This is a genomic window from Xanthomonas sp. NCPPB 3005 (genome assembly GCF_041228095.2).
Classification (GTDB): domain Bacteria; phylum Pseudomonadota; class Gammaproteobacteria; order Xanthomonadales; family Xanthomonadaceae; genus Xanthomonas_A; species Xanthomonas_A bonasiae.
Window position 1 is genome coordinate 1902514 of the sequence record NZ_CP166096.2, and the last position, 25873, is coordinate 1928386.

The 25873-nt window shown below is 69.7% G+C and carries 17 protein-coding genes and 2 pseudogenes; 6 read left to right on the top strand and 13 right to left on the bottom strand.

Annotated elements, in window-relative coordinates; genetic code table 11:
• The first annotated feature begins 17 nt into the window (after positions 1 to 17).
• Both AB8810_RS08115 and AB8810_RS08120 read left to right on the top strand, forming a co-directional pair.
• Positions 18 to 836 carry an AraC family transcriptional regulator gene (locus AB8810_RS08115; protein WP_206259414.1) on the top strand — a complete coding sequence of 273 codons (819 nt, stop codon included), beginning with the start codon at positions 18 to 20 and terminating at the stop codon, positions 834 to 836.
• Positions 837 to 904: 68 nt separating this feature from the next.
• Complete coding sequence (locus tag AB8810_RS08120) at positions 905 to 2461, top strand: phospholipase D family protein (RefSeq protein ID WP_369916173.1); 1557 nt, start codon at positions 905 to 907, stop codon at positions 2459 to 2461.
• Positions 2462 to 2592: 131 nt separating this feature from the next.
• Here the strand turns inward: AB8810_RS08120 and AB8810_RS08125 are convergent, their stop codons facing one another.
• From AB8810_RS08125 to AB8810_RS08180, 12 genes and pseudogenes are all read right to left on the bottom strand, one after another.
• Positions 2593 to 3672 (bottom strand): chemotaxis response regulator protein-glutamate methylesterase, encoded by a 1080-nt coding sequence (locus AB8810_RS08125; RefSeq protein WP_191825683.1) that lies wholly within the window; start codon positions 3670 to 3672, stop codon positions 2593 to 2595.
• Between the two features lie 31 nt (positions 3673 to 3703).
• Positions 3704 to 4510, bottom strand: a complete 807-nt coding sequence (locus AB8810_RS08130; RefSeq protein WP_191825682.1) for a protein-glutamate O-methyltransferase CheR — start codon at positions 4508 to 4510, stop codon at positions 3704 to 3706.
• A 13-nt stretch (positions 4511 to 4523) separates the two neighbouring features.
• On the bottom strand, positions 4524 to 5783 hold the full coding sequence (locus AB8810_RS08135; RefSeq protein WP_191825768.1) for an EAL domain-containing protein: 1260 nt from the start codon (positions 5781 to 5783) through the stop codon (positions 4524 to 4526).
• Between the two features lie 55 nt (positions 5784 to 5838).
• A complete protein-coding gene (locus tag AB8810_RS08140; RefSeq protein ID WP_191825681.1) occupies positions 5839 to 6372 on the bottom strand; it encodes a chemotaxis protein CheW in 534 nt (177 codons plus the stop codon).
• A gap of 9 nt (positions 6373 to 6381) precedes the next feature.
• Entirely contained in the window at positions 6382 to 8325 is a 1944-nt protein-coding gene (locus AB8810_RS08145) for a methyl-accepting chemotaxis protein (protein WP_369916176.1), read from the bottom strand.
• Between the two features lie 94 nt (positions 8326 to 8419).
• Positions 8420 to 10417: a methyl-accepting chemotaxis protein gene (locus tag AB8810_RS08150; RefSeq protein WP_369916178.1), complete on the bottom strand. Its 1998-nt coding sequence runs from the start codon at positions 10415 to 10417 to the stop codon at positions 8420 to 8422.
• A 70-nt stretch (positions 10418 to 10487) separates the two neighbouring features.
• Positions 10488 to 12440, bottom strand: coding sequence for a methyl-accepting chemotaxis protein (locus AB8810_RS08155; RefSeq protein ID WP_369916643.1), 1953 nt, complete (start codon positions 12438 to 12440; stop codon positions 10488 to 10490).
• Between the two features lie 502 nt (positions 12441 to 12942).
• Complete coding sequence (locus AB8810_RS08160; RefSeq protein WP_369916180.1) at positions 12943 to 15018, bottom strand: chemotaxis protein CheA; 2076 nt, start codon at positions 15016 to 15018, stop codon at positions 12943 to 12945.
• 13 nt (positions 15019 to 15031) lie between these two features.
• A complete protein-coding gene (locus tag AB8810_RS08165; protein ID WP_179566064.1) occupies positions 15032 to 15352 on the bottom strand; it encodes a lipid asymmetry maintenance protein MlaB in 321 nt (106 codons plus the stop codon).
• A gap of 393 nt (positions 15353 to 15745) precedes the next feature.
• A pseudogene (mfd, locus tag AB8810_RS08170) lies at positions 15746 to 17920 on the bottom strand (transcription-repair coupling factor); the annotation flags it as partial.
• A gap of 177 nt (positions 17921 to 18097) precedes the next feature.
• Positions 18098 to 19459, bottom strand: a pseudogene (locus tag AB8810_RS08175) (transcription-repair coupling factor); the annotation flags it as partial.
• Between the two features lie 227 nt (positions 19460 to 19686).
• Positions 19687 to 20229: a GNAT family N-acetyltransferase gene (locus AB8810_RS08180; RefSeq protein WP_145707860.1), complete on the bottom strand. Its 543-nt coding sequence runs from the start codon at positions 20227 to 20229 to the stop codon at positions 19687 to 19689.
• 115 nt (positions 20230 to 20344) lie between these two features.
• Between AB8810_RS08180 and AB8810_RS08185 the strand changes: the two genes are divergently transcribed.
• Both AB8810_RS08185 and AB8810_RS08190 read left to right on the top strand, forming a co-directional pair.
• Complete coding sequence (locus AB8810_RS08185; protein ID WP_179566061.1) at positions 20345 to 21274, top strand: cation diffusion facilitator family transporter; 930 nt, start codon at positions 20345 to 20347, stop codon at positions 21272 to 21274.
• A gap of 46 nt (positions 21275 to 21320) precedes the next feature.
• Entirely contained in the window at positions 21321 to 22289 is a 969-nt protein-coding gene (locus AB8810_RS08190; RefSeq protein WP_369916183.1) for a YwqG family protein, read from the top strand.
• Between the two features lie 48 nt (positions 22290 to 22337).
• Here AB8810_RS08190 and AB8810_RS08195 read toward each other — a convergent pair whose 3' ends face one another.
• Positions 22338 to 23195 carry a 23S rRNA (adenine(2030)-N(6))-methyltransferase RlmJ gene (locus AB8810_RS08195; protein ID WP_179566057.1) on the bottom strand — a complete coding sequence of 286 codons (858 nt, stop codon included), beginning with the start codon at positions 23193 to 23195 and terminating at the stop codon, positions 22338 to 22340.
• Between the two features lie 202 nt (positions 23196 to 23397).
• Here AB8810_RS08195 and AB8810_RS08200 point away from each other — a divergent pair, with 202 nt between their 5' ends.
• Together AB8810_RS08200 and AB8810_RS08205 are read left to right on the top strand one after the other, a co-directional pair.
• Positions 23398 to 24060, top strand: coding sequence for a response regulator transcription factor (locus AB8810_RS08200; protein ID WP_179566055.1), 663 nt, complete (start codon positions 23398 to 23400; stop codon positions 24058 to 24060).
• The gene (locus AB8810_RS08205) at positions 24057 to 25511 is read left to right on the top strand and encodes an ATP-binding protein (RefSeq protein ID WP_369916186.1); all 1455 of its coding nucleotides are present in this window, start codon (positions 24057 to 24059) and stop codon (positions 25509 to 25511) included. The genes AB8810_RS08200 and AB8810_RS08205 overlap by 4 nt, the downstream gene beginning before the upstream one ends.
• Positions 25512 to 25873: the final 362 nt, after the last annotated feature.

Consider the following 25873-nt stretch of genomic DNA (forward strand, 5'->3'; position numbering starts at 1 on the left):
GGGGAGACGCTTCCGACATGCTCGAACTCGCAGTCGCCTATCCGATCCGGGTCCAGAACGGCGGCCTGTTCATTTCCCGCGGGGTCGGCGCGCACCCGACCCGGGTGATCCAGTCCTACGAGCTGATCTTCGTCGAGCGCGGCACCTTGTCGATCCGCGAACAGGACGACGACTTCCACATCGGCCCCGGCGAGACCCTGATCCTGTGGCCGGGCCGCGAACATGCCGGCCTGGGCCGCTTCTCCGACGAACTGCGCTTCTACTGGGTGCATTTCGAACTGGCGCCGACCGCCGTCGCCGCGGACGAGGCGACGCTGCTGTCGATGCCGCAACGCAGCGCGATCCGCGACCCGGAGCGTTTCGTCGGCCTGTTCCGCTGGTTCCTCAGCGAGCAGGAAGAACGGCGCACGCTGCCGATGCTGGAGCCGATCGTGCTGTCGATGCTGCAATGCGTGGCCGGCGCCTGGCCCGACCCGCACGACTCCGACCGTGCCGGCGTGGCGCTGGCGTACCGCGCCAAGCAACTGATCGGCACCCAGTTCCACACCGCGCTCACCGCGTCCACGCTGGCCGCGCAGCTGCATTGCAACCCGGACTACCTGGGCCGCATCTACCGCCGCGCGTTCGGCACCACGCTGACCGAGGCGATCCATCGCCAGCGCATCGCCTTTGCCGAGAAGCTGCTGCTGGTGAACACCTGCACCGTCGACGAAGTCGCGCAGCGCGCCGGCTTCAGCGACGGCGGTTATTTCCGCCGCATCTTCCGCCAACGCCTGGGCATGACCCCGACCGCGTATCGGCGGCTGTACTGCAAGGAGCACATCAACTCGGGGTGAGCGCGTTCGCGCAGCGGCCTACACAGGGCATTGCCTACACTGCGCCGATGTCATGGAGAGTCCGCAAGATGAAGAAGGCGCTGAAATGGAGCGGCATCGCCCTGGCCGCGTTCGTGCTGGCCTCGCTGGCGGCGCTGTACGGCTACGGCCGCTTCGCCGACCGCGCACAGGGGCCGGCCAGCCACGCCCTGCCGGCGACCGCACTGCAGACCCCGATCGACCGGGTGGTGGCGCCACTGACCGCCGCGCATCCCGGGCACAGCGGCATGGTGATCCTGCCCGACAACGTCGAAGCGTTCGCGGTGCGCGCGGCGGCCGCGCGCGCGGCCGGGCGCAGCCTGGACCTGCAGTACTACATCTGGCATGCGGATTTCACCGGCAACCTGCTCTACAACGAGCTGTTGCGCGCCGCCGACCGCGGCGTGCGCGTGCGCCTGCTGCTGGACGACATGAATGTGCACGGCAGCAATTCGGTGCTGGCCGCGCTGGATCGCCATCCGCTGATCGAGGTGCGGCTGTTCAACCCGACCCGCGCCCGCGAGGGCACGCTGATGCGCGGCGTGGAGCTGGTGCTGCGGTTCTTCAGCGTCAACCGGCGCATGCACAACAAGGCCTGGATCGCCGACGGGCGCATGGCGGTGGTGGGCGGGCGCAACGTCGGCGACGAATACTTCGACGCGGCGCGCGACACCAATTTCATGGATACCGATGTCGCGGTGGTCGGGCCGGCGGTGGCGCAGGCCGCGCAGATCTTCGACGCGTACTGGAACAGCCGCACGGCGGTGCCGCTCGGTGCGCTGGTGCAGGCCGAGCCGGAGGCGCTGCCCAGGCTGCGCGCCAGCATCGATGCCGGCCTGGGCTCGGCGCGCGCGCATCCCTACGTGCAGCGCCTGCGGCAGGCGCCCAGCGTGCGCAACCTGGTCGAGGGCGAGCGCCCGCTCCACTGGAGCGCCGAGGCGTCGATCGTGTCCGACCCGCCGGAGAAGGCCGAAAGCGCGCCGCCGCGCGCGGACTGGATGACGCCGCGGCTGGTCGGCGAGATGGCGCGCGCGCAACGCGAGCTGGCGCTGATCTCGCCGTACTTCGTGCCGGGCGAGGAGGGCATGCGCTGGATCGGCCAGCTGCGCCAGCGCGGCGTCGCGGTGGGCGTGCTGACCAACTCGCTGGCGGCCAACGACGTGGTCGCGGTGCATGGCGGCTATGCCGGCTACCGGCTGCCGCTGCTGCGCCAGGGCGTGGCGTTGTTCGAGCTCAAGCCGCAGGGCGATCCGGGCGGCAGCCTGTTCGGCTCCAGCGGCGCCAGCCTGCACACCAAGGCGTTCGTGGTCGATGGGCGCGAAGGCTTCATCGGCTCGTTCAATCTCGACCCGCGCTCGATGAATCTCAATACCGAGATGGGCTTGCTGTTCCGCGATCGCGCGGCGGCGGCCGAACTCGAGCGGCTGTACCGGACCAAGGTGTCGGCGCCGGTCAGCTACCGGTTGGCGCTGCAGGATGGGGCCGTGCGCTGGCACGATGCCGCGGTGCGGCCGCCGCAGACCTGGGACCGCGAGCCGGAGGCGGGGTTCTGGCGGCGTGCCGCGGCGCGGGTGATCGGCTGGTTGCCGGTGGAGTCGCAGCTGTAGCGGCACCGACCGTCGCGAAATTGCAGGAGCGGCTTCAGCCGCGACAGGTTCCATCAACCGCGACAGGTCCATCGATGATGCCCGTCGCGGCTGAAGCCGCTCCTACAGGAGCTAGCGACCGCGGAGCGGCGTTAGCCGAGCTGCTGCACGATCTCGCGCGCCATCGATCCCAGCGGCAGGATCTTCTCCGCGCCGCCGCGCTTGATCGCTTCCTTGGGCATGCCGAACACCACGCTGCTCTGTTCGTCCTGGGCCACGGTGCGCGCGCCGGCCTGGCGCATCTCCAGCAGGCCGACCGCGCCGTCGTCGCCCATGCCGGTCATGATGATGCCCAGCGCATTGCCGCCGGCGGCGCGCGCGGCGGAGCGGAACAGCACGTCCACCGACGGCCGGTGCCGGTTCACCGGCGGCCCGTCCACCACCTCGACGAAATACTGCGCGCCGCTGCGGCGCAGCAGCATGTGCTTGCCGCCGGGCGCGATCAGCGCGCGGCCCGGGACCACGCGGTCGTTGTTGGCCGCTTCCTTCACCGCGATCTGGCACAGGCTGTCCAGGCGCGCGGCGAACGCGGCGGTGAACTTCTCCGGCATGTGCTGGACGATGACGATGCCGGGACTGACCCGCGGCAGCGCGGTCAGCACTTCCTCCAGCGCCTGGGTGCCGCCGGTGGAGGTGCCGATCGCGATCACCCGCTCGGTGGTCTGCGCCAGCGGGCGCCCGCCCTGCGCCGGCAGGATCACGTCGGCGTTGTGCTTGACCTCCGCTTCCACCGGCGGCGCGGCGCTGCGCGCGGCCAGGCGCTTGACGTTGGCACGCGCGGCGGTGCGCACCGTGGCGACGAGTTCGTCGGCCGAGTCGGTGAGGAACTGTTTCAGGCCGAGCTTGGGCTTGGTCACCACCGCCACCGCGCCGGCGGCCAGCGCGTCCATGGTCACCCGCGCGCCCTTCTCGGTGAGGGTGGAGCAGATCACCACCGGGGTGGGGCGCTCGCTCATGATCTTGCGCAGGAAGGTGATGCCGTCCATCTTCGGCATTTCCACGTCCAGCACGATCACGTCCGGCCATTGCTGGCGCATCTTGTCCATCGCCAGCAGCGGATCGGCGGCCGCGGCGATCACCTCGATGCCGGGCGCCTCGTTGAGCACCGCCACCAGCACCTGGCGCACTACCGCCGAATCGTCGACCACCATGGCCTTGATCGTCGTCGTCATCGGTCGTTCCTTTGAGTAGCGGCAGCGGTGTTCATGGCTTGCGGTACACCGACGGCGCCACCTGCACGACCTCGTTGTTGACGTCGTTGAGGCTTTCCGAGTGGCCGATGCAGAAGATGCCGCCGCGCTTGAGCACGGAAAGCACCCGCGCGACCACTTCGCGCTTGGTCTGGCCGTTGAAGTAGATCATCACGTTGCGCAGGAAGATCACGTCGAACTGGCCGAGGTTGGGCAGCGATGCGTTGAGGTTGGCGTGCAGGAAGCGCACGTTGTCGCGCAGCTTGCGGTCGATCAGCAGGCTGCCTTCGTATTCGCCGCGGCCTTTCAGGCAGTAGCGCTTGAGCAGCGCCGGCGGCATGTGCTCGATGCGCTGCAGCGGATAGTGGCCGGTGCGCGCCTTGGCCAGCACGCGGGTGCTGATGTCGGTGCCGACCACTTCGTAGGGGCGTCCCTGCAGCGTGTCGTCCAGCACCATCGCCATGCTGTAGGCCTCCTCGCCGGTGGAACTGGCCGCGCTCCAGATGCGGAACGGCGCGTTGCCCTTGTGCTCGCTCGCCAGCTTGCGCAGCAGTTCGAAATGCTTTGGCTCGCGGAAGAAGTAGGTCTCGTTGGTGGTCAGCAGGTCGATTGCGGTCTGCACCTCGCCGCTGCCTTCGCGGCTTTCCAGCAGCTTCAGGTACTGGGTGTAGGTCTGCAGCGAGTGCGCCTTCAGGCGCTTGCCCAGGCGCCCGCACAGCATCGCCTTCTTGGCCGGGGAAATGGTGATGCCGGCCGCGTCGAAGATGAAGCGCTGGAACTTGCCGAATTCCTGCTCGGTGATGGTGTCGGTGCTGGTCATGATGGTCCGGGAGTCAGTGATGCGGCGCTTGCGCCGCGGTGGGGCCGTGTTCCTGCAGCCGGGTCTGGTGCTCGAGCAGCCAGGTGGTCAGTGCGCCGCCGCCCATCGGCCGCGCCAGCAGATAGCCCTGGCCCAGGTCGCAGCCCAGTTCCTGCAGCAGTTGCCAGTCCTCGACCGTTTCGATGCCTTCGGCGACGGTGCTCAGGCCCAGCCGTTGCGCCATGCCCAGCGCCGATTCCAGCACGGTGCGCAAATTGCGGCTGCGGTGCGCGTCGTGCACGAAGATGCGGTCGATCTTTAGCTCGGTGAAGGGAATGCGGGTCAGCTGTTGCAGCGAGGAGAAACCGGTGCCGTAGTCGTCCAGCGACAGGCCGAAGCCCTGCAGCCGCAGCCGCGCCAGCATGCCCAGCGCGCTGGCCTCGACCAGCGAGCTTTCGGTGATCTCCAGGATCACGTCGGCCGGCACCAGCCCGTGGCGGCGCAGTTGGCTATGCAGTTCGTCGAGCAGTCCCGGGTCCTGCAGCAGGCACGGCGACAGGTTGATCGCCAGGCTCAGGCGGAAGCCGGACTGCTTCCAGGTCGCCAGCCGCGCCATCGCCTGGTCGGCGACGCTGGCGGTCAGCGCGTGGATCAGGCCTTCGCGTTCGGCCAGGGCGATGAAGCGGTCCGGCGCGATCTGCCCGTTCTGCGGATGCCGCCAGCGCGCCAGCGCTTCCACGCCGCTGACCTGGCCGCTGCGCATGTCCACCTTGGGCTGGTACGCCACTTCGATGTCGCCGCGGCGCAGCGCTTCTTGCAGCATCGCCGCGTCGGTGGGGTCGCCGGCGCCGGCGTCGTGGCGCGCGGCCGGCAGCGGCTGCGGGTGCGCCTGCAACGCCGCATCGAGCTCGGCCGCGCGCAGCGGTTTTTCCAGGCCGGCCAGTACCTGCAGGCCGTTGGCGCGGCCGACCTGCAGCACCGAGTCGATCAGCGCCGCGCCGCGTTGCGAGGCGACCACGATCGGCACGCGCACGCTGCAGCGGGCCAGCGCATCAAGCAGCTGCACGCCGTCCATGCCGGGCATTTCCAGGTCCACGATCAGCAGCCCCGGCGCCGGTCCCTGGCTGACCCGCGCCAGTGCCGCATGGCCGTCCGGCACGCCCTCCACCGCCACCGCGCCCAGCCGCAGGCACAGCGCCAGTGCATGCTCGCGCTGCACATGGCTGTCGTCGACGACCAGGACCGTACCGAATTGGCTGAGCGTGGCGATTTCGGGGACGAGCGACATGCGGATTCCGTCGATGGGCGAGGGCTGGGCGCGGCGCCAGGCGCCACGCCGCGAGGGCAACTCAGGCGGCCATGCCTTCCTCGACACCCGACTCGACGCCGGCCATGGCGACGAACTCCTGGGTGGACAGCGCCGCATCGGCATCGAGCAGGATCACGAAGCGCTCGCCGACCTTGCCCATGCCGTGGATGAAATCGCGGCGGATGCCGGCGCCGAACGCGGGGGCCGGGGCGATGTCGGCGGCGGCGATCTCCAGCACTTCGCTGACCGCGTCCACCAGCAGCCCCAGCACCTGGCGCTCGTTGCCGTTGGCGACTTCGACGATGACGATGCAGGTGCGCTTGGTGACCTCGCTGGCGGCGCGGCCGAAGCGTTGCTGCAGATCCACCACCGGCACCACCGCGCCGCGCAGGTTGATCACCCCGCGCAACGCCGGCGGCATCATCGGCACGTCGGTCGGCGTGCGGTATTCGATGATTTCCTTGATGCCGAGGATGCCGACGCCGAACATCTCCTTGCCGAGCAGGAAGGTCAGGAACTGGTCGGGAGCGAGATCGGTGCCGCCGAACGGTACGGGCGATGGGTGAGCGGTCATGGCCGGTCCTCAGAAAGTATCGAATTGGGCTTCGTCCGGCGTATCGCCGGCCAGCGCGAGCTGGCTGTCGGCGAAACGCACGAACGGCTTGCGGGCCGCGGCACGCGCGGGCGGCTGCTGCGGCTTGCGCGCGGTCGCGGGCGCGGCCGCGGCGCGGCGTGCCTGCGCCACGCCGGCGAGCTTGAAGAAACTCATCAGCTGCTGCAGTTGCTCGGCCTGGCCGCTCATTTCCTCGGCGGTGGCGGCCAGTTCTTCGGAATTGGACGCCGCCTGCTGGGTGGTCTGGTTGAGCTGGCCGATCGCGGTGTTGATCTGGTTGACGCCCGAGGCCTGTTCTTCGGAGGCGGCGGTGATTTCCTGCACCAGGTCGGAGGTGCGCTTGATCGACGGCACCATCTGGTCGAGCAGCTTGCCGGCGTTCTCGGCCAGTTCGACGCTGGAGCTGGCGACGTCGCCGATCTCCTGCGCGGCGATTTGGGCGCGCTCGGCCAGCTTGCGCACTTCCGCGGCGACCACCGCGAAGCCCTTGCCGTGTTCGCCGGCGCGCGCCGCTTCGATCGCGGCGTTGAGCGCGAGCAGGTTGGTCTGGTAGGCGATGTCGTCGATGATGCCGATCTTCTGCGCGATCTGCTTCATCGCCTGCACCGTGGCGCGGACCGACTCGCCGCCGTCCATGGCCTGGCTGGAAGCCTTGCTGGCCATGCCGTCGGTGACCTTGGCGTTCTCGGTGTTCTGCCCGATCGAGGCGGTCATCTGCTCGATCGCGGCGCTGGTCTCTTCCACGCCCGCGGCCTGTTCGCTGGCCGCCTGGCTCAGCGACTGCGCGGTGGCGCTGACTTCCTCCGAGGCGCTGGCCAGCGCCTCGGCATTGCCGTTGACCTCGCCGACCACCTGCGACAGGCGCGCGATGGTGTCGTTGACGTAGTTCTTCATCTCCGCATAGGCGCCATCGTAATTCTTGTCGATGCTCCTGGTCAGGTCGCCGTCGGCCATCGCGCCCATCACCCGCACCACGTCCTGGATGCTGTCGCCGGTGGTCTGCACCAGATCGTTCAGGCCCTGGCCCATCTCGCGCTGGAAGCCGGCCAGACCGTCGAGAGCGATGCGCTCGGAGAAATCGCCGCGGTTGGCGGCCTGGACCACGCGGCGCTGGCCGTCGATGACCAGCTTCAGCCGCTCGACCATGCTGCGCATCGCATACAGCGCGCTGCCGTTGTCGTTGGCGCGGACCTTGACGTCCAGCGCCAGGTCGCCCTGCGCCACCTTGTTGGCGATCTCGGCCACGTAGGCCGGCTCGCCGCCGAGCAGGCGCATCAGCCCGCGCACGATGAACACCGAGATGCCCGCGCCGAGCAGCACGCACACCGCGATCACCGCGATGATCCAGCTGCGCGCGCTGGCGTACAGCGAATCGCCCTGCGCGCTGGCGGCTTCGCCGCCCTTGACGTTGATGTCGACCAGTTTGTCCAGCAGGTTGGAGGAGTCGTCGAACAGTTTCTGCTGTTCGCCATTGAGCAGGGCCATCGCCTCGCTGGTCTTGAGTCCTCGCGACAGCTCCAGCACGCGCTTGTGCAGCACCAGGTACTGATCGAACTTGCGCGAGAAATCTTCGTAGTCGGCCTTTTCTTCCGGCGATGAAATCAGCTTGACGTAGTGGTCGCGATTGCTCGCGTACTGCCCCAGTACCTCGTCCATCACCTGCTCGAGCTTGGCCATTTCCTGCGGGCTCTCGCTGATCACATGCTGCAGCTCGGCCACGCGCAGGTCGGAGGTGTTGGTGTTCATCTGCTGGATGTAGCGGATGCTGGGCATCCAGTTCTCGGCCATGTCGGTCGAGGACTGGTTGACCTGGGCCAGCTTGTCGGTGGCGAACAGGCCCATGCCGAGCATTAGCAGCAGCACTGCGGCGAAGCCGAGTCCGATTCTTGTACCGATCTTCATATTTGCGAACACGGGTGTGATCTCTGTTGATTGACTGGAGAGCGTGGCGTTGTCCGGGCAGCGGACGGCGATTGTCGGCAACTGCGGGACTGGACGTGGCGTCGGATCAGAAACTGTCGAAGTGCACTTCGTCCGGCGACGTCACCAGCGCCAGCCCGCCCTCGCCGTAGCTGAAGGTGCGTGTCCGCGCAGGCGCCGTTTTCTTGCTGGCGCGCGGTACCGCGACCGGCCGCCGCGGCGCCGTCACCTGGTTGGTGCGGAAGAAGCTCATCAGCTGCTGCAGCTGCTCGGCCTGGCTGCTCATCTCCTCGGCGGTGGCGGCCAACTCCTCGGAATTGGAGGCGGCCTGCTGGGTGGTCTGGTTGAGCTGGCCGACCGCCGCGTTGATCTGGCCGACGCCGGAGGTCTGTTCCTCGGACGCGGCGGTGATCTCCTGCACCAGGTCGGAGGTGCGCTTGATCGACGGCACCATCTGGTCGAGCAGCTTGCCGGCGTTCTCGGCCAGCTCGACGCTGGAGGTGGCGACGTCGCCGATCTCCTGCGCGGCGATCTGGCTGCGCTCGGCCAGCTTGCGCACTTCCGCGGCCACGACGGCGAAGCCCTTGCCGTGCTCGCCGGCGCGCGCGGCCTCGATCGCCGCGTTCAGCGCCAGCAGGTTGGTCTGGTAGGCGATGTCGTCGATGATGCCGATCTTCTGCGCGATCTGCTTCATCGCCGCGACCGTGGAGCGCACCGCTTCGCCGCCCTCGATGGCTTCGCGCGCGGCCTTGGCGGCCATGCCGTCGGTGATCTTGGCGTTCTCGGTGTTCTGCGCGATCGAGGCGGTCATCTGCTCCAGCGACGCGCTGGTTTCCTCCACGCCCGCGGCCTGCTCGCTGGCCGCCTGGCTCAGCGACTGCGCGGTGGCGCTGACTTCCTCCGAGGCGCTGGCCAGCGCTTCGGCGTTGATGTTGACCTCGCCGACCACCTGCGCCAGGCGCGCGACGGTGCCGTTGATGCTGTCGCACAGTTCCTTCAGCTGGCCCTGGCACGGCACGTTGGCGGTGCGGGTCAGGTCGCCATCCTCGATCGCCTTGAGCACCAGGCGCGCTTCGTTCAGCGGGCCGATCACCGCGTCCAGGGTCTGGTTGATGCCGTCGACGATGCGGCGGAAATCGCCGTGGTGCTGGCCGGCCTCGGCGCGCACGTCCAGGCGCCCGGCGCCGGCGGCGTCGACCAGCAGATTGGTGTCGCGGATCAGCGCGCGCAGGTTCCCGCGCACCTGTTCGATGGTGTCGTTGATGAACGCTTTCTTGCCGGGCAGCTGCGCCAGCGGCGCATCGAAGTTGCCGCGGCCGAATTCGGCGACCACGCCCATCGCCAGCTTCTTGACCGCGATGTGGCCCACGACCATGCGGTTGATGCCGTCGGCCATGCTGCGGAAATCGCCTTCGAAGCGCTGGCTGTCGATGGTCACGTCGATGTCGCCGGCGTCGTGTTCGGCGGACATGTGGTTCATCTGCGCGATCAGCCCCAGCAGGTTGCGGCGCACCTGTTCGATGGTGTCGTTGATGAACGCCTTCTTGCCGGGGAAGCTCTCCAGCGGCGCCTGGAAGTTGCCGCGGCCGAATTCGGCGATGCAGGCCATGGCCTTCTTCTTGGTCGCGATGTGGTCGCCGACCATGCGGTTGATGCCTTCGGCGATGGCGCGGAAGTCGCCTTCGAAGCGCTGGCCGTCGATGACCACGTCGATGTCGCCGGCATCGTGCTCGCGCGTCATGCGCCCGATCTCGTCGCCGATCTGGCGCACGCCGGACTGCACTTCGCGCAGCGCCAGCAGGATCTCGCAGGCCTGGTCGTTGCGCACCGTCGGCATCACCACCTCGAAATTGCCGCGGGCGAAGCGGGTCAGGGTGGTGGTGGCGATCCGCAGCGAGCGGGAGATCGCATGCGCGGCGTAGGCGAGCGCCGCGCCGCCCAGGACCGCCGCGGCGACGGCCAGCGCCAGGATCTGGCCCGGCGGCAGCGCCAGCGCGAAGCCGGCCGCGCTGGCTGCCAACGGCAGCAGCACGGCGATGCAGGAGCCAGTCCATAGCTTGGTGGAGAGTGAGATGGCGTTGGACATGACGGTGTACCTATGGATGTTGGGGTGGCGCACCCGGCCTTGCGGCCGGTACCGGTGGGCTGTTGCGGGGTCAGAAGGTTTCGAAGGCGGTTTCGTCCAGTCGCGCCGCCGCCGGGACGCTGCCGGCGAAGGCGCGCAGGCGCGGCGCCCGCGCTGCCGGTGCCGGCGCGCGCCGCGGCAACGGGGTCGGGGCGGACGCGGCGGCGCTGGGATTGGTCTTGAAGAAGTTCATGAGCATCTGCAGTTGTTCGGCCTGGCTGCTTACTTCTTCGGCCGTGGCGGCCAATTCTTCAGCGTTGGCGGCGGATTGCTGCGTGGTCTGGTTGAGCTGGACCACCGCGCAGTTGATCTGGCCCACCCCGGAGGTCTGTTCCTCGGAGGCGGCGCTGATCTCCTGCACCAGGTCGGAGGTGCGGCGGATCGACGGCACCATTCCGTCGAGCAGGCGCCCGGCGCTTTCCGCCAGGTCCACGCTGGATCCGGCCACGTCGCCGATCTCGTGCGCGGCGACCTGGCTGCGTTCGGCCAGCTTGCGCACCTCCGCGGCGACCACGGCGAAGCCCTTGCCGTGCTCGCCGGCGCGCGCGGCCTCGATCGCGGCGTTGAGCGCGAGCAGATTGGTCTGGTAGGCGATGTCGTCGATGATGCTGATCTTCCGGGCGATCTCCTTCATCGCCGCAACTGTGGCGCGCACCGCCTCGCCGCTCTCGGCGGCTTCGCGCGAGGCCTTGGCGGCCATGCCGTCGGTGACCTTGGCGTTGTCCGAATTCTGCGAGATCGAGGCGGTCATCTGCTCCAGCGACGCGCTGGTCTCCTCCACGCCGGCCGCCTGTTCGCTGGCCGCCTGGCTCAGCGACTGCGCGGTGGCCGACAACTGCTCGGAGGCGCTGGCCAGGGTCGCGGCGTTGCCGTTGACCTCGTTGACGATGCCGGTGAGCTTGTCGATGGTGGCGTTGACGTAGCGCTGCATGTCGGCGAACGCGCCCTCGTAGCGGCCCTGCACCTTGCAGCTGAGGTCGCCGTCGGCGACCGCGCCCATCACCTTGATCACGTCGCCGACGCTGCGCAGGTTGCCGCGCGCCTGCTCGATGGTGTCGTTGATGAAGGCCTTCTTGCCGGGCAGCTGCGCCAGCGGCGCGTCGAAATTGCCGCGACCGAACTCGGCGACCACGCCCATCGCCAGCTTCTTGACCGCGATGTGCGCGGCCACCATCTGGTTGATGCCGTTGCCCATCGCGCCGAAGTCGCCTTCGAACTTGGCGGTGTCGATGACCACGTCGATGTCGCCCTTGTCGTGCTCGGCGGACATGCGGTTGATCTCGGCGATCAGGTGCTTGAAATTGCCGCGTACGTGCTCGACGGTGTCGTTGATGAAGGCCTTCTTGCCGGGCAGCTGCGCCAGCGGCGCGTCGAAGTTACCGCGGCCGAACTCGGCGACCACGCCCATCGCCAGTTTCTTGACCGCGATGTGCGCGGCCACCATCTGGTTGATGCCGTCGCCCATGGCGCGGAAATCGCCTTCGAGCTTGGCCGTGTCGATGATCACCTCGATGTCGCCCCTGTCGTGCTCGGCGGACATGCGGTTGATCTCGGCGATCAGCTGCTTGAAGTTGCCGCGCACGCGCTCGATGGTGTCGTTGATGAAGGCCTTCTTGCCGGGCAGCTGCGCCAGCGGCGCGTCGAAGTTGCCGCGGCCGAACTCGGCGACCACGCCCATCGCCAGCTTCTTGACCGCGATGTGCCCGCCGACCATGCGGTTGATGCCGTCGGCCATGCCGCGGAAATCGCCCTGGAACTGCGCGCTGTCGATGATCGCGTCGATCTCGCCGGCCTCGTGCTGGTCGGACATGCGCCGCATTTCCGCGTTCAGGCCGGTCAAGTTGCGGCGCACCTGCTCGATGGTGTCGTTGATGAAGGCCTTCTTGCCCGGGAACGCGGCCAGCGGCGCGGCGAAGTTGCCGCGGCCGAATTCGGCCACGCAGTCGATCGCCTGCTTGTTCACGCCGATGTGCCCGGCGACCATCTTGTTGATGTTGTCGGCCAGGTCGCGGTGGGTCCCGGGCCAGCGCGCCAGGTCCAGCGCCACCTCGCACTCGCCGGCGGCATGCGCGCTGGCCATGTGGACGACGTCGGTGTGGAACTGGCGCAGGTCGGTCTGCGCGGTGCGCAGCAGTTGCGTCACTTCGTTTTCGGTGGCGCCGGCCGCCGGCACGATGCGCTCCAGGTCGCCGCGCACCAGCGCGTCCAGCCCGGCGGTGGCCACATTCAGCGTGCGCGCCGCGGCGAGCGCGGCCCAGCCCAGCGCGCCGGCGCAGGCCAGCGTCGCGGCCGCGACCAGGGCCAGCGCGGTGCCCTGCGCGAGCGGCAGCAGCAGCGCCGTGGCGGCGGCAGCGGCGGGCAGGGCGACGGCGATGGCCGTCGTGGTCAACAAGGTGGTCGCGATCCGTGAGCGATGAGACATGGCAGCGGTTCCTGGCTAGCGTCTATGAGTGGCGTGGGTGCGCAAGCGCACCCGCGGGGCGGCGTCAGGCCGCCAGCGAATCGGTGGAAGGTTCGACTTGCGACAGCAGCGAGGGCACGTCCAGGATCAGCGCGACACCGCCGCTGCCGAGGATGCTCGACCCGCTGATGCCCTTGACCCCGGCGAACACCTTGGCCAGCGGCTTGATCACGGTCTGCCATTCGCCCAGCAGCGTGTCCACGACCAGGCCGAAGCGCTGCGCGCCCTGGCGGATCACCACGATGCTCTCGCGCGCCGGTGGCGCGCCGGCAATGCCGAACAGCGAACGCAGGCGCACGTACGGCAGCACCCCGCCGCGCAGGTCGATGTAGTCGCTCTGGTAGTTCGGTGCGAATTCCACGCATTCCTCGACCACGTCCAGCGGCACCACGAACACCGACTTGCCGACGCCGACCTGGAAGCCGTTGATGATCGCCAGGGTCAGCGGCAGGCGCACCGAGATGGTGGTGCCCACGTCCTGCTGGCTGCTGATGTCGACGCTGCCGCGCAGCGCGGCGATGTTGCGCTTGACCACGTCCATGCCGACGCCGCGGCCGGACAGGTTGGTGACCTTCTCGGCGGTGGAGAAGCCCGGCTCGAAGATCAGCGCGAACACCTCGCGGTCGGACAGGCTGCGGCCGGGCTCGATCAACCCGCGCTCCAGCGCCTTGGCCAGGATCCTGTCGCGGTTCAGGCCGCCGCCGTCGTCGCTGATCTGGATCACCACGCTGCCCGAATCGTGGAACGCGTTGAGCCGTACCGTGCCGCGCACCGGCTTGCCGCGCGCCTGGCGCAGTTCGGCCGGCTCGATGCCGTGGTCCATCGCGTTGCGCACCAGGTGGGTCAACGGATCGGCGATCTTCTCCACCACCGACTTGTCCAGCTCGGTGTCCTCGCCGTTGACCACCAGCACGATGTCCTTGCCCAGTTCGCGCGCCACGTCGTGGACCACGCGGTGGAAGCGGCTGAAGGTGCCGCCGATCTTGACCATGCGCAGCTGCAGCGCGCTCTCGCGCACTTCCTCGACCAGCCCGGCCAGGATCGAGGTGGATTCGAGCAGTTGCGCGTCGCCGGTGCGCTGCGCGTTGGCGCCGGTGCTGGCGACGGCGATGATCAGTTCGCCGACCAGGTCGATCATGCGGTCGAGCTTGTCGGCATCGACGCGGATCGAGCCGCCCTCGCTGCGTGCGGCGGCGGGTGCCGCGGGTGCCGCGGCGGCCTTGGCCGGCGGCGCCGGCGCGGGAGCAGCCGCGGGTGCGGGTGCGGCCGGCACCGCCGCCGGCTCCGGGCTGCCGAAGTTGGCGAAGTCGTCGGCGTGGCCGTGGCCGCCGGCCTCGGCGACCAGCAGCGGCAGCTCCAGATTGGCGGCATCGCCGTGCGGATCCACCGCCAGCACCTGCAGGTCGCAGTCGTCGCGGACGAATTCGAAGATGTCCTCGATCGCCGATTGCTGCGCGTCGGAGCGCAGCAGGATGTCGAAGCCCAGGTAGCAGGCTTCCGGATCCAGTTCCGGCAGCGCCGGCACGCGTTCGTGGCGGGTGCGGACCGCCTCCAGCGTGCCCAGGCTGCGCAGGCAGCGGATCAGGTGCAGCGGCGAGTTGCCGAAGCGCAGCGCATCGCTGAACAGCTGCAGCGAGATCCGCCAGTAGCCGGTCTGCGCCGCGGTGGTGGCCACGGCTGCTGCTGCGGCGGCGGCGGCCGGCGCGGCGGCCGGCTGCAGATAGGTCTGCAGCCGCGCCAGCAGCGGCTCGCCCTCGGCGGCGAGCACCGCTTCGTCGGCCTCGGCACCGGCCGCCGCTTCCACCAGTGCGCGGATGTGGTCGCAGCAGGCCAGCATCAACTGGATCAGCTCCGAATCCAGCGCCACCGCGTTCTCGCGCACCAGGTCCAGCACGCTCTCCACGACGTGGGTGAAGCCCACCAGTTGCGCCAGGTCGAACAGTCCGCCGGAGCCCTTGATGGTGTGCGCGGCGCGGAAGATGGCGTTGACCGCGTCCGGGCCGGCTTCGCCGCGTTCGGCTTCCAGCAGGTTGCGTTCCATGTCCTCGAGCAGGTCGCGGCTCTCGGCGATGAAGGTCTGCAGCAGTTGAGCGAAATTCATGAGCTGGCGCCGATCAGTGGAAGGTGTCGCTGGCGCCGGGCGCGAGCGTGTCGCGCAGGCCGAGCAGGTCGAGCGCGTCGTTGACCGGCGCGCTGCAGCCGTCGAGCTGGAACGGCCGGCCCAGCGCGCGCAACGCGGCCTGGGTGGCGAGCAGCAGCTGGATGCCGGTGGCGTCGATTTCGGTGACCGCCTGCAACTGCAACTGCAGGCCGCCGGGGTGTTCCAGCGCCGGCAACAGCAGCGGCTTCAGTTCGCCGGCGCGGCGGATGGTCATGTCGCCGTCCAGGCTCAGTTGCAGCGGCGGGGGCGGGGAGTCCGGGAGTTTCGAGCGCATGGCATGTCTCCGATTCGAGCAGGGGAACGTCGCGAAATCCCGGCCGCGGCGCGGGTGCGAACAAGCCGGTCGGGCTTGCTGTAAGCAGATATCGGCGCCTTTTCGGAATATTTAGGCCGAAAGACGCATTTGTCTCGCAAATCCTTGACACGGATGAGCGGTTCAGGCTGGTGAGCGGTAACCCATTCCAGTTGTGGGCGAGCGCCATCCGCTGACACGCAACGGATGCATGCGCCGTGCCAACGTTGCGGTAGCGCTACCACAACAGGAAACGGCCGGGAAAAACCGGCCGTTTTGGGAACGTTCGCATTGTGCGCAGCCTCGGCGCGCGACCGGCTGGAGGGCATGCCGCCCTTGGCGCAGGCGCCCTGCGCGCAGCTCAGGGCCTGGCGGTCAGCGCGGCGACAGCGCCGCCAGCAGGCCGCGCGCGGCGTTGAAGCGGTCCGCCGCTTCCGGCAGCGGCAGCTTCACCTTCAGCTTGTCCGGGCCGTCCATCGCGTACAGCTTGGGCTGCTTCTGGATCATCTGGATGATGGTCATCGGATCGACGTCGGGCTTGGCCTCGAACACGATGCGGCCGCCGTTCTCGCCCAGTTCCAGCTTGCGGATGCCCAGCGTGTTGGCCTGCAGCTTGAGCTCGGCGATCGCGAACAGGTGCTTCACCGCATCCGGCAGCAGGCCGAAGCGGTCGATCATCTCCACCTGCAGTTCGCGCAGCTGGTCGCTGTCGCGCGCGCTGGAGATGCGCTTGTACAGGGTCAGGCGGGTGTGCACGTCGGGCAGGTAGTCGTCCGGGATCAGCGCCGGCACGTGCAGTTCCACCTCGGCGCCGCGCGCTTCCTCGCCGGCGTCCAGGTCCGGCAGCTTGCCCTGGCGGATGCTGCGCACCGCGCGTTCCAGCAGCTCGGTGTACAGGCTGAAACCGACCTCGGCCATCTGTCCGCTCTGGTCCTCGCCGAGCAGTTCGCCGGCGCCGCGGATTTCCAGGTCGTGGGTGGCCAGGGTGAAGCCGGCGCCGAGTTCGTCCATCGAGGCGATCGCGTCCAGCCGCTTCTGTGCATCGCCGGTGATGCTGCGCCGGTCCGGCACCAGCAGGTAGGCGTAGGCGCGGTGGTGCGAGCGGCCGACGCGGCCGCGCAGCTGGTGAAGCTGGGCCAGGCCGAAGCGGTCGGCGCGGTTGATGACGATGGTGTTGGCGTTGGGGATGTCGATGCCCGATTCGATGATCGTGGTCGACAGCAGCACGTTGAAGCGCTGCTTCTGGAAATCCAGCATCACCCGTTCCAGCTCGCGTTCGGGCATCTGTCCGTGGGCGATGCCGATGCGCGCTTCGGGCACCAGCTCGCTGAGCTCGCGCTGCATGCGGCCGATGCTTTCCACGTCGTTGTGCAGGAAGTACAGCTGGCCGCCGCGCGCCAGCTCGCGCTGGAACGCCTCGCGCAGCAGCGCGTTGTCCCAGGCGGTGACGAAGGTCTGTACCGCCAGCCGGTTCGGCGGTGGGGTGGCGATGATCGACAGGTCGCGCAGCCCGGCCATGGCCATGTTCAGCGTGCGCGGGATCGGCGTGGCGGTGAGGGTGAGCAGATGCACGTTGGCGCGCAGCGCCTTCAGCGCTTCCTTCTGACGCACGCCGAAGCGCTGTTCTTCGTCGACCACGACCAGGCCCAGGTCCTTGAACTTCACGTCCGGCTGCAGCAGGCGGTGGGTGCCGATGATCACGTCGATGCCGCCGTCGGCGACCTTCTCCAGCTCGGCCTTGATCTCCTTGGCGCTCTTGAAGCGCGACAGCACTTCCACGCGCAGCGGCCAGTCGGCGAAGCGGTCGCGGAAGTTGCGGTAGTGCTGTTCGGCCAGCAGCGTGGTCGGCACCAGCACCGCCACCTGCTTGCCGGCGCTGGCCGCGGCGAACGCGGCGCGCACCGCGACCTCGGTCTTGCCGAAGCCGACGTCGCCGCAGACCACGCGGTCCATCGGCTGGCTGCTGCCCAGGTCGCGCAGGGTGGCCTCGATCGCGGCCAGCTGGTCGGTGGTTTCCTCGAACGGGAAGCCGGCGGCGAACGGTTCGTACATCGCCCGGTCCACCTGCAAGGCCAGGCCGGCGCGGGCGCGGCGCCGCGCCTGGATCTCCAGCAGTTCGGCGGCCACGTCGCACACTTTCTCTGCGGCGCGGCGCTTGGCCTTGGTCCATTGCTCGCCGCCCAGCGAATGCAGCGGCGCGGTTTCGGCCGAGGCGCCGGAGTAGCGGCTGATCAGGTGCAGCTGCGCGACCGGCACATACAGGCGGTCGCCCTTGGCGTATTCGATCTCCAGGAACTCGCCGGGCATGCCGCCGGCATCGAGCACGATCAGCCCGCGGTAGCGGCCGACGCCGTGATCCTCGTGCACGATCGGCGCGCCTTCGGTCAGTTCGCCGAGGTCGCGGATGATCGCTTCCGGCTCGCGCCCGGCGCGACGCGTGCGCCGCGGCTGGCCGGCGCGTTCGGGGAACAGCTGGCGCTCGGTGAGCACCGCGATGTGCGGCTCGTCGAGGGCGAAGCCGTCGTCCAGTGGCGCCACGGCGATGGCGAATGCTGCCGGCGCAACATCGAGTCCACCGAAGCCGCCGAGCCCCTCTCCCCCCGGCGACCGAAGGGAGTCCCCGTGGGAGAGAGGGGTTGGGGGGAGGGTACGGCCGCTCGCGGTCTGCTTCCGCGCGGCTGTGGAGGACGCGGACGAAGCAGCAGCCTTTTTCGATGGGGATGGCGCGCGCGCCGTCCCCTCATCCGGCGCTTCGCGCCACCTTCTCCCGGTGGGAGAAGGGAGGAATGCCGCGAAATTGGGGATCACCTCGGGCTTCAGCCCCGCCGCGGCCAGCACTTCCAGCAGCGCTTCGCGGCGGCCCGGCGAATCGGCCGCGATCAGTACCCGGCCCGGGTAGCTGCCGAGGAAGCTCTTCAGCGCCTCGGCCGGGGCGGCGTCCTTGGCCGCCACCGGCAGCGGCGGCAGCGGCTGGTCGCCCAGCGCCTGCGCCTCGTCGATGCGCGCATGGTCGGCGGCCCACACCTCGATGCGCGGCAGGCCGTTGAGCTTTTCGCGCAGCGTGTCCGGCGCCTGGTACAGCTCCTCGGGCGCCAGCAGCGGGCGCTCCACGTCGTGGCGGCGCTGCTCGTAGCGGTTTTGGGTCTGCGCCCAGAACGCATCGGCGGCGGCGCCCACGCCCGGCGCGAGCAGCGGCAGCACCGACTCGCCCAGATAGTCGAACAGGGTGGCGGTGGCATCGCGCGCCGCGGCGCCGGCGCCGCGCGCTTCCTGGAAGAACAGCGGCAGGTAGTATTCGATGCCCGACGGCGCCAGCCGCGCCTTCAGGTCCTGGTACAGCGCGCTGCGCCGGGTGTCCACGTCGAAGCGTTCGCGCAGCGTGGCCAGCACCCGCTCCACGCTGGCATCGTCCATCGGCACTTCGCGGCCGGGCAGCATCTTCACCGCCTGCACGTGGTCCAGCGAGCGCTGCGATTCCGGGTCGAAGGCGCGGATCGAGTCGATGTCCTCGTCCAGCAGTTCGATCCGCAACGGCGTGTCCGAGCCCATCGGGTACACGTCGAGCAGGCCGCCGCGCACGGCGAAATCGCCCGGGTCCATCACCTGCGGCACGTTGCGGTAGCCGGCGCTTTCCAGGCGGCGCTTTTCCGCCTCCAGGTCCAGGCGCTGGCCCACGTGCAGGTCGAAACTGCCGCCGACGATGTAGCGCAACGGCGCCACCCGCTGCATCAGCGTCTGCACCGGCACCACCACGATGCCTTGTTGCAGCGTCGGCAGCCGGTGCAGCGCCGACAGACGCTGGCTGACGATGTCCGGGTGCGGGCTGAACTGGTCGTAGGGCAGGGTTTCCCAATCCGGGAACGGCACCACCGGCAGGCTGTCGTCGCCGGCCAGCAGCGTGTGCAGGTCGGCCTCGATCTGGTGCGCGCTCTGGTTGTCGCGCGCGACGACCAGCAGCGGCCCGCGATGCGCCGCGGCGGCGCAGGCGATGTGCCAGGCCAGTGCGGTCGGGGACGCAGGGGCGCGCCAGAAGGCGCGGAGCTGGCCGGATTTGGGCAGCGGCGGAACGGGGAAGGAAAGAGGCGCCATTGACCGCTTAGTCTAGCAAGCCGGGATTGGGGAGTTGGGATTGGGGAGTGGCTGCAAGCCTGCGCGCGGTGTGACGCGTCGCATGGCCTGGCGGGGAAGGCCGGCGGGGCAGGCTGTTGATGTCCCCGCTGCGCTGCGCAAGCCGCCGGGCATTGCGCACCTGCGGCGGTTCGCGGTGCGCCGCTCGGGCTTGCGCCGCGCCGCAGTCCGCGCGCGGCCGGCTTCGCTCAGTTGCCCAGTTCCAGCACCACGCGCACCAGCCCCGGGGTGTCCGGATGCGGCATCGGCTGGAAGCCCAGCGATTCGGCCAGCTGCAGCATCGGCAGATTGCTTTCGAGCACGTCGCCGTACAACCGGTCCAGGTACTTGCGCCGCGCCCACTTCACCAGCTTGCGCATCAGCTGCCGGCCCAGGCCCTGGCCGGCGACGAAGCTGCTGACCAGGATCGCGTATTCGGCCTCGCGGGTGCCGGGCGTGATCGCCGCGCGCGCCACCGCGCCGACCACCGCTTCGCCCGGCGGCAACGGTTCGGCCGCGACCAGGGTCAGTTCGGTCTTTGGATTGGGATGGGTCAGGCGCTGCGCCATGTCCTCGGTCAGTTCCTGCACCGAATGCAGGAACCGCTCGCGGATCTCGGTCGGCCCTAGCAGGCTGAAGGCGCCTTGCAGCGGCGCACTGTCTTCCGGCCGGATCGGCCGGATCAGCAGCTCGCGGCCGCTGGGCAAGGTGAAGTTTTCATGCCACGGAGGCATGCGGTTGCGGGTAGCCATGGCCGGATGATCCTCGACGAAGCCTCGATTCTCGCATTACCTGGGGCCGCTGCCGTGAACGCTGCGCTCACCGCGTTTGCCTACGCTAGGCGACGGTTTTCGATCAGGAGAGGCCATGTCCGGCAGCGGCGATTCGCGACGCGCCATTTTCTTCGCGCTGGGCGCCAACCTGGCCATCGCCCTGGCCAAGGGCGCGGCCGCGCTGGCCACCGGCTCGGGCGCGATGCTCGCCGAGACCGTGCACTCGCTGGCCGACTGCGGCAACCAACTGCTTCTGCTGCTGGGCATGCGCCAGGCCAAGCGCCCGGCCAGCGCCGAGTATCCGCTGGGCTACGGCCGCGCGATCTACTTCTGGTCGTTCCTGGTAGCGGTGATGCTGTTCTGCATCGGCGGCATGTTCTCGGTGTACGAAGGCGTGCACAAGCTGCTGCAGCCCGAGCCGCTGAGCAGCTGGGGCTGGGCGGTGGGCGTGCTGGGGTTCGCGCTGGTCGCCGAGGGCGTGTCGCTGCGCACCTGCCTGCAGGAGATCGCAAAGGTCCGCGGCGGGCGTTCGCTGTGGACCTGGTTCCGCGAAAGCCGCCAGGCCGAGCTGATCGTGATCTTCGGCGAGGACCTGGCGGCGTTGCTCGGCCTGGCGCTGGCACTGGCCGCGGTGCTGCTGACGGTGCTGACCGGCAACCCGCTGTGGGACGCGCTGGGCACCATCGCCATCGGCGCGCTGCTGATCGTGGTCGCGGTGCTGGTGGCGATCGAGATCAAGGCGATGCTGATCGGGCAGAGCGTGGACCCGGCGCTGCAGCGGCAGTTGCATGCGTTCTTCCAGGGGCAGCCGGAGATCGAGCGGGTGATCCACCTGATCGCGGTGCAGCTCGGCGAGGACGTGATGGTGTCAGTGCAGGCGACGCTGCGTCAGAAGCACGACGCGGCGGCGTTGCTCGCCGATATCACCCGCATCGAGCGTGGCCTGAAGCAGCAGTTCCCGGCGGTGCGCTGGAGCTTCTTCGAGCCGGAGGCGGGCGCCGCCGCCGTCGCTTCCGGCAACTGAGCGGCATTGCTACAGTGGCGCCCGGTCCATCGCGGGCGACAACGGAATGAAGACCTCGAACGCTGTGCTGCTGTCCACCGTGATCACCCTGGCGCTGGTCGCGGTGCTGGGCGGGCTGGTGCTGGGCGGCGGCTGGTGGCTAGAGCGCAATGCGCAGGTGTCGCTGCCGCCGGTCGCGCCATCGCCCCACGCAGCGCCCGCCGCGAAGGCGGAGGTGAAGGCCGACGCGGTACTGGCGCCCTACCGGCAACGCCTGGAGGCCACGCGCAGGCCGGTGGCGCAGTTGCGCTTGCAGCCGATGGCGCAGGACGATCGCCTGGCCAGCAAGGTCGGCGGCCGCCCGTACTGGACCGCGGACAAGGCATACCCGCAAGACGCCCATGGCCAGCCGCTGGCGCTGCTGGCGCAGGTCGACCTGGCCAAGATGCCGCCGCTGCAGGGCTATCCCACGCACGGCATGCTGCAGTTCTTCATCGGCAGCGACGATTTCTATGGCGCCAACCTCGACGGCGCCACCGACCTGGCCGCCTTGAGCGTGCAACGCAATTTCCGCGTCGTGTACTGGCCGCGGCCCGAGGCCTCGGCGCGGCAGGTCGAGGTGCCGTTGCCGGCCGCCGACACGCTGCCGTTCGATCCGGCGCATCCGCGGGCGATGCATTTCGCTGTCGGCGAAGAAACCATCGGCAGCAGCGACGTGCACTTCGAACAGGCGCTTGGCCGGCCATTGGACGAGGTTACCGCCGCCTACGCCGGCCGCCATGCGCTGCCGCAGGACGACGTGGACGAGGCGCTGTACGACGCATTGAATCGCAGCGGGCACAAGCTCGGCGGCTACCCGGAGTTCACCCAGGAGGATCCGCGCAAGCCGCAGGATCGGCAGGTGCTGCTGCTGCAGCTGGACAGCGACGACGACATGATGTGGGGCGACAGCGGCATCGCCAACTTCTTCATCGATCCGGCCGACCTGCAGCGCGGCGATTTCAGCAGGGTCGCCTACAACTGGGATTGCTATTGACCCAGCGCGGTGCGCGTTTGCCAGGTGGCGTGAGCCCCACGCGCCGCCTTACTCCTCGCGCTTGAGCCACTCCAGGCGCGTCGATGCGCCCGCTTCGCCCAGGTGCGTCTTCAGCGCCGGCAACGCGCTCGCCAAGGCCTGCTCGAACTGCCATGGCGGATTGAGCAGCAGCATGCCGCTGCCGTTGAGCCGCAGCGGCGAATCGTCGGGGCGCACCTGCAGTTCGGCCAGCAGCACCGACTTGGCCGGCATCGCCGCGGCCTTGCGGAAGAACGGCTGCAGGCTGCGGCGCTGCTTGATCGGATACCACACCGCGCACATCGCCTGCGGCCAGCGGGTCAGGGTCTCGCGCAGCGCCGCGGCGATCAGCGGGTACTCGGCGTCCTGCGATTCGTAGGGCGGATCGATCAGCACCAGGCCGCGGCCGATCTTGGCCGCGCCGGCCTTGGGCGGCACGAACGCCTTGATCGCCGCATAGCCGTCGCCGGCATGCACCTGCACGCGGCGGTCGCTGGCGAACAGCGCCTTCAGTTCGGCCGCTTCCTCCGGCTGCAGTTCGCAGGCGGCGAGCCGGTCCTGTTCGCGCATGGCCTGGGCGACCAGCAGCGGCGAGCCGGGGTAGGCGAGCAGCGCGCCCACCGGGTTGTCGGCCTGCACCGCGCGCAGGTAGCGCTCCAGCACTTCGGGCAAGGTGGGTTGGCCCATCAGCTTCAGCACCCCGGCCGCGGCCTCGCCGGTCTTGCGCGCCTCGCTGCCGGCGAACAGGTAGCGGCCGCGCCCGGCATGGGTGTCGAGCACGAAGAACGGGCTGTCCTTGCGCTTGAGCGCATCGATCAGCGCAAGCAGCACGGTGTGCTTGAGTGCGTCGGCATGGTTGCCGGCATGGTAGGCGTGGCGATAGTTCATCGGCGCAGTGTACGGGGCGCATCGGCGCGGAGCCATGCCGGCACGCGCCGGGCGCTGCGGCGGTCGAGCTGGCATGGCGGGTGTCGGTCCGCCAGGAACGCGCCGCGGCTCGCCTGCGCGGGTCCTCGCGGCAGCACCGCCGCGCATCGCGTATGGTCGCGGCCATCAGATTCCCTTAAGCCCGGCCCGCTATTTTTCCCCGATGCGCATCCTCCTGGTAGAAGACGATCTCTCGCTCGGCGACACCCTGCGCGCGTGGCTGAAGCTGGACGGCTACACCGTGGACTGGCTGACCCGCGGCGACGAGGCGCGCACCGCGCTGCAGGCGCAGCCCTACCAGTGCGTGCTGCTCGACCGCGGCCTGCCCGGGCTCGACGGCGACGCCCTGCTGCGCACTCTGCGCGCGGCGCGGGTGACCACGCCGGTGCTGATGATCACCGCGCGCGATGCGCTGGAAGACCGGGTGCAGGGCCTGGACCTGGGCGCCGACGACTATCTGGTCAAGCCGTTCGACCTGGAAGAGCTGTCGGCGCGCATCCGCGCCGCGTTGCGCCGGGGCGGCGGCGATCCGGCGGTGTTGCTGTCGCACGGCGAGGTGACGCTGGACCCGGTGGCCAAGCGCGTCACCCGCAACGGCGAGCCGGTGGCGCTGACCGCGCGCGAGTACGCGGTGCTGCATGCGCTGCTGGCGCGCAAGGGCCATATCGTCGGCCGCGACCAGCTTGAGGACGCGCTGTACGGCTGGGGCGAGGAAGTGGAGAGCAACGCGATCGAGGTGCACATCTCGCACCTGCGCAAGAAGCTGGGCAGCGCGTTGATCACCACCATCCGGCGCCAGGGCTACTGCCTCGGAGCGCCGCGATGAGGTGGCCGCGCTGGCGGCGCGCCGCGGCGGCCGCGCCGCAGCCGGCGGATGCGCGCTATTCGTTGCGCCGGCGGCTGATCGCCACCACGCTGGGCTCGAGCATCGCCTGCTGGCTGGTCAGCCTGGCGGTCATCGTCGGCGTGGCCTGGACCGAAACCAGCGACGTGTTCGACGATGCCCTGGAAGAAAGCGCGCGCCTGGTCGCGACCTTCGGCCCCGGCCTGTTGCACGGCGCCGCGCCAGCGGAGGACGGCGACGCGGCGGCGGACACCGACGGCGGCGTGCGCCTGTACTACCAGATCGTCGATCGCCACGGCACGGTGCTGCGCCGCTCGGCGGACGTGCCGCGGCAGCCGTTCGTGCCGCCGGGCCAGGTGCACGACGACGACATCACCATCAGCGTGCGCCACGCGCAGCGGCTGTGGCGCGTGCACGTGCTGCACGCCCGCGCGCAGGATCTGTATGTGGAGGTCGCGCAGCCGCTGGAGGAGCGCACCGAACTGCTCGAGGACATGGCCGAGAACCTGGTGTGGCCGGCGCTGGCGCTGCTGGTGTTGCTGGCCGCGCTCAACTGGTGGGTGATCCGCCGCCAGCTGCGCCCGCTGGAGCGCCTGGCCGAGGACATCGGCCGGCAATCGCCGCAGGCGTTGAACGCGGTGTCCGCGGCCGGCCAGGCCGACGAGCTGCGCCCGATCGTGCAGGCGCTCAACGGCGTGCTGGCGAGGCTGGGCGAGGCGCTGCAGTCCGAGCGTCGCTTCACCGCCGATGCGGCGCACGAACTGCGCACGCCGCTGGCCGGCCTGCGCATGAAGATCCAGCTGATGCAGCGCAGCCACGCGGCGACCCTGGACCCGGCGCAGCGCCAGGACCTGGCGACGCTGCGCGCCGACGTGGACCGCGCCACCGCGTTGGTGGACAACCTGCTGATGCTGGCGCGGCTGGATCCGCAGCAACCCGGCAGCCTGGCCTGCACGGCCGTGGCGTTGCCGGCGCTGGTCGATGCGGTACTGGCCGACATCGCGCCCGCGGCGTCGGCCAAGCGCATCGGCCTGCATGTGGACATCGGCGTGGACACGGTCTGGGCGCATGGCGAATTGCTGCGCAGCGCGCTGCGCAACCTGCTCGACAACGCGGTGCGCTACGGCAGGGCGGAAGGCCAGGTCCGCATCGACGCCACCGCGGTGCGCGGCGCCACGGGAGCGCCATCGGCAGTGCGCATCGTCGTGCGCGACGACGGCCCCGGCGTGGCGCCGGGCGATCTTCCCCGGCTCACCCAGCGGTTCTTCCGCGTGCTCGGCAATGCCGGGCAGGGCAGCGGGCTGGGCCTGTCGCTGGTGGAGCGCATCGTCGCCCTGCACGGCGGGCAACTGCGCCTGGACTCCGGCGGCGAGGGCATGGGCCTGGCGGTGCGCATCGAGCTGCCGCAGCGCGCGTCGCCGGCGGCCGGCTAGAACGCGGCGTGTCGCAAGACGCAGCGCTGATCGCGCGCGTCGCGGGCGTGGTCTCGTTAGGCGGGCGATCGCGAACGGCAGCGTGTGCGATGCGCAACGCGAACCCGCCGGCCCAGGCGGCGCGTCGCGTTTTGCGCCATGCCAAGTCCGGGCGCGACACACGCCGCCGCGGGCGGACGTGTTCCAGGAACGCCAGAGGCCATGCGTGCCGTCGACGCTGCGCCACGAGCATGCCGATCGCCGCCGCTTCGATCCAGGCGGCGTGCCTGAATCGCGGCCCGAGGCATCAGATCCACTTCAGGTTCGCGCGCTCCAATGGCATCCATGGCGATCGGCCATGACATCGAACCCGAGGAGCACTC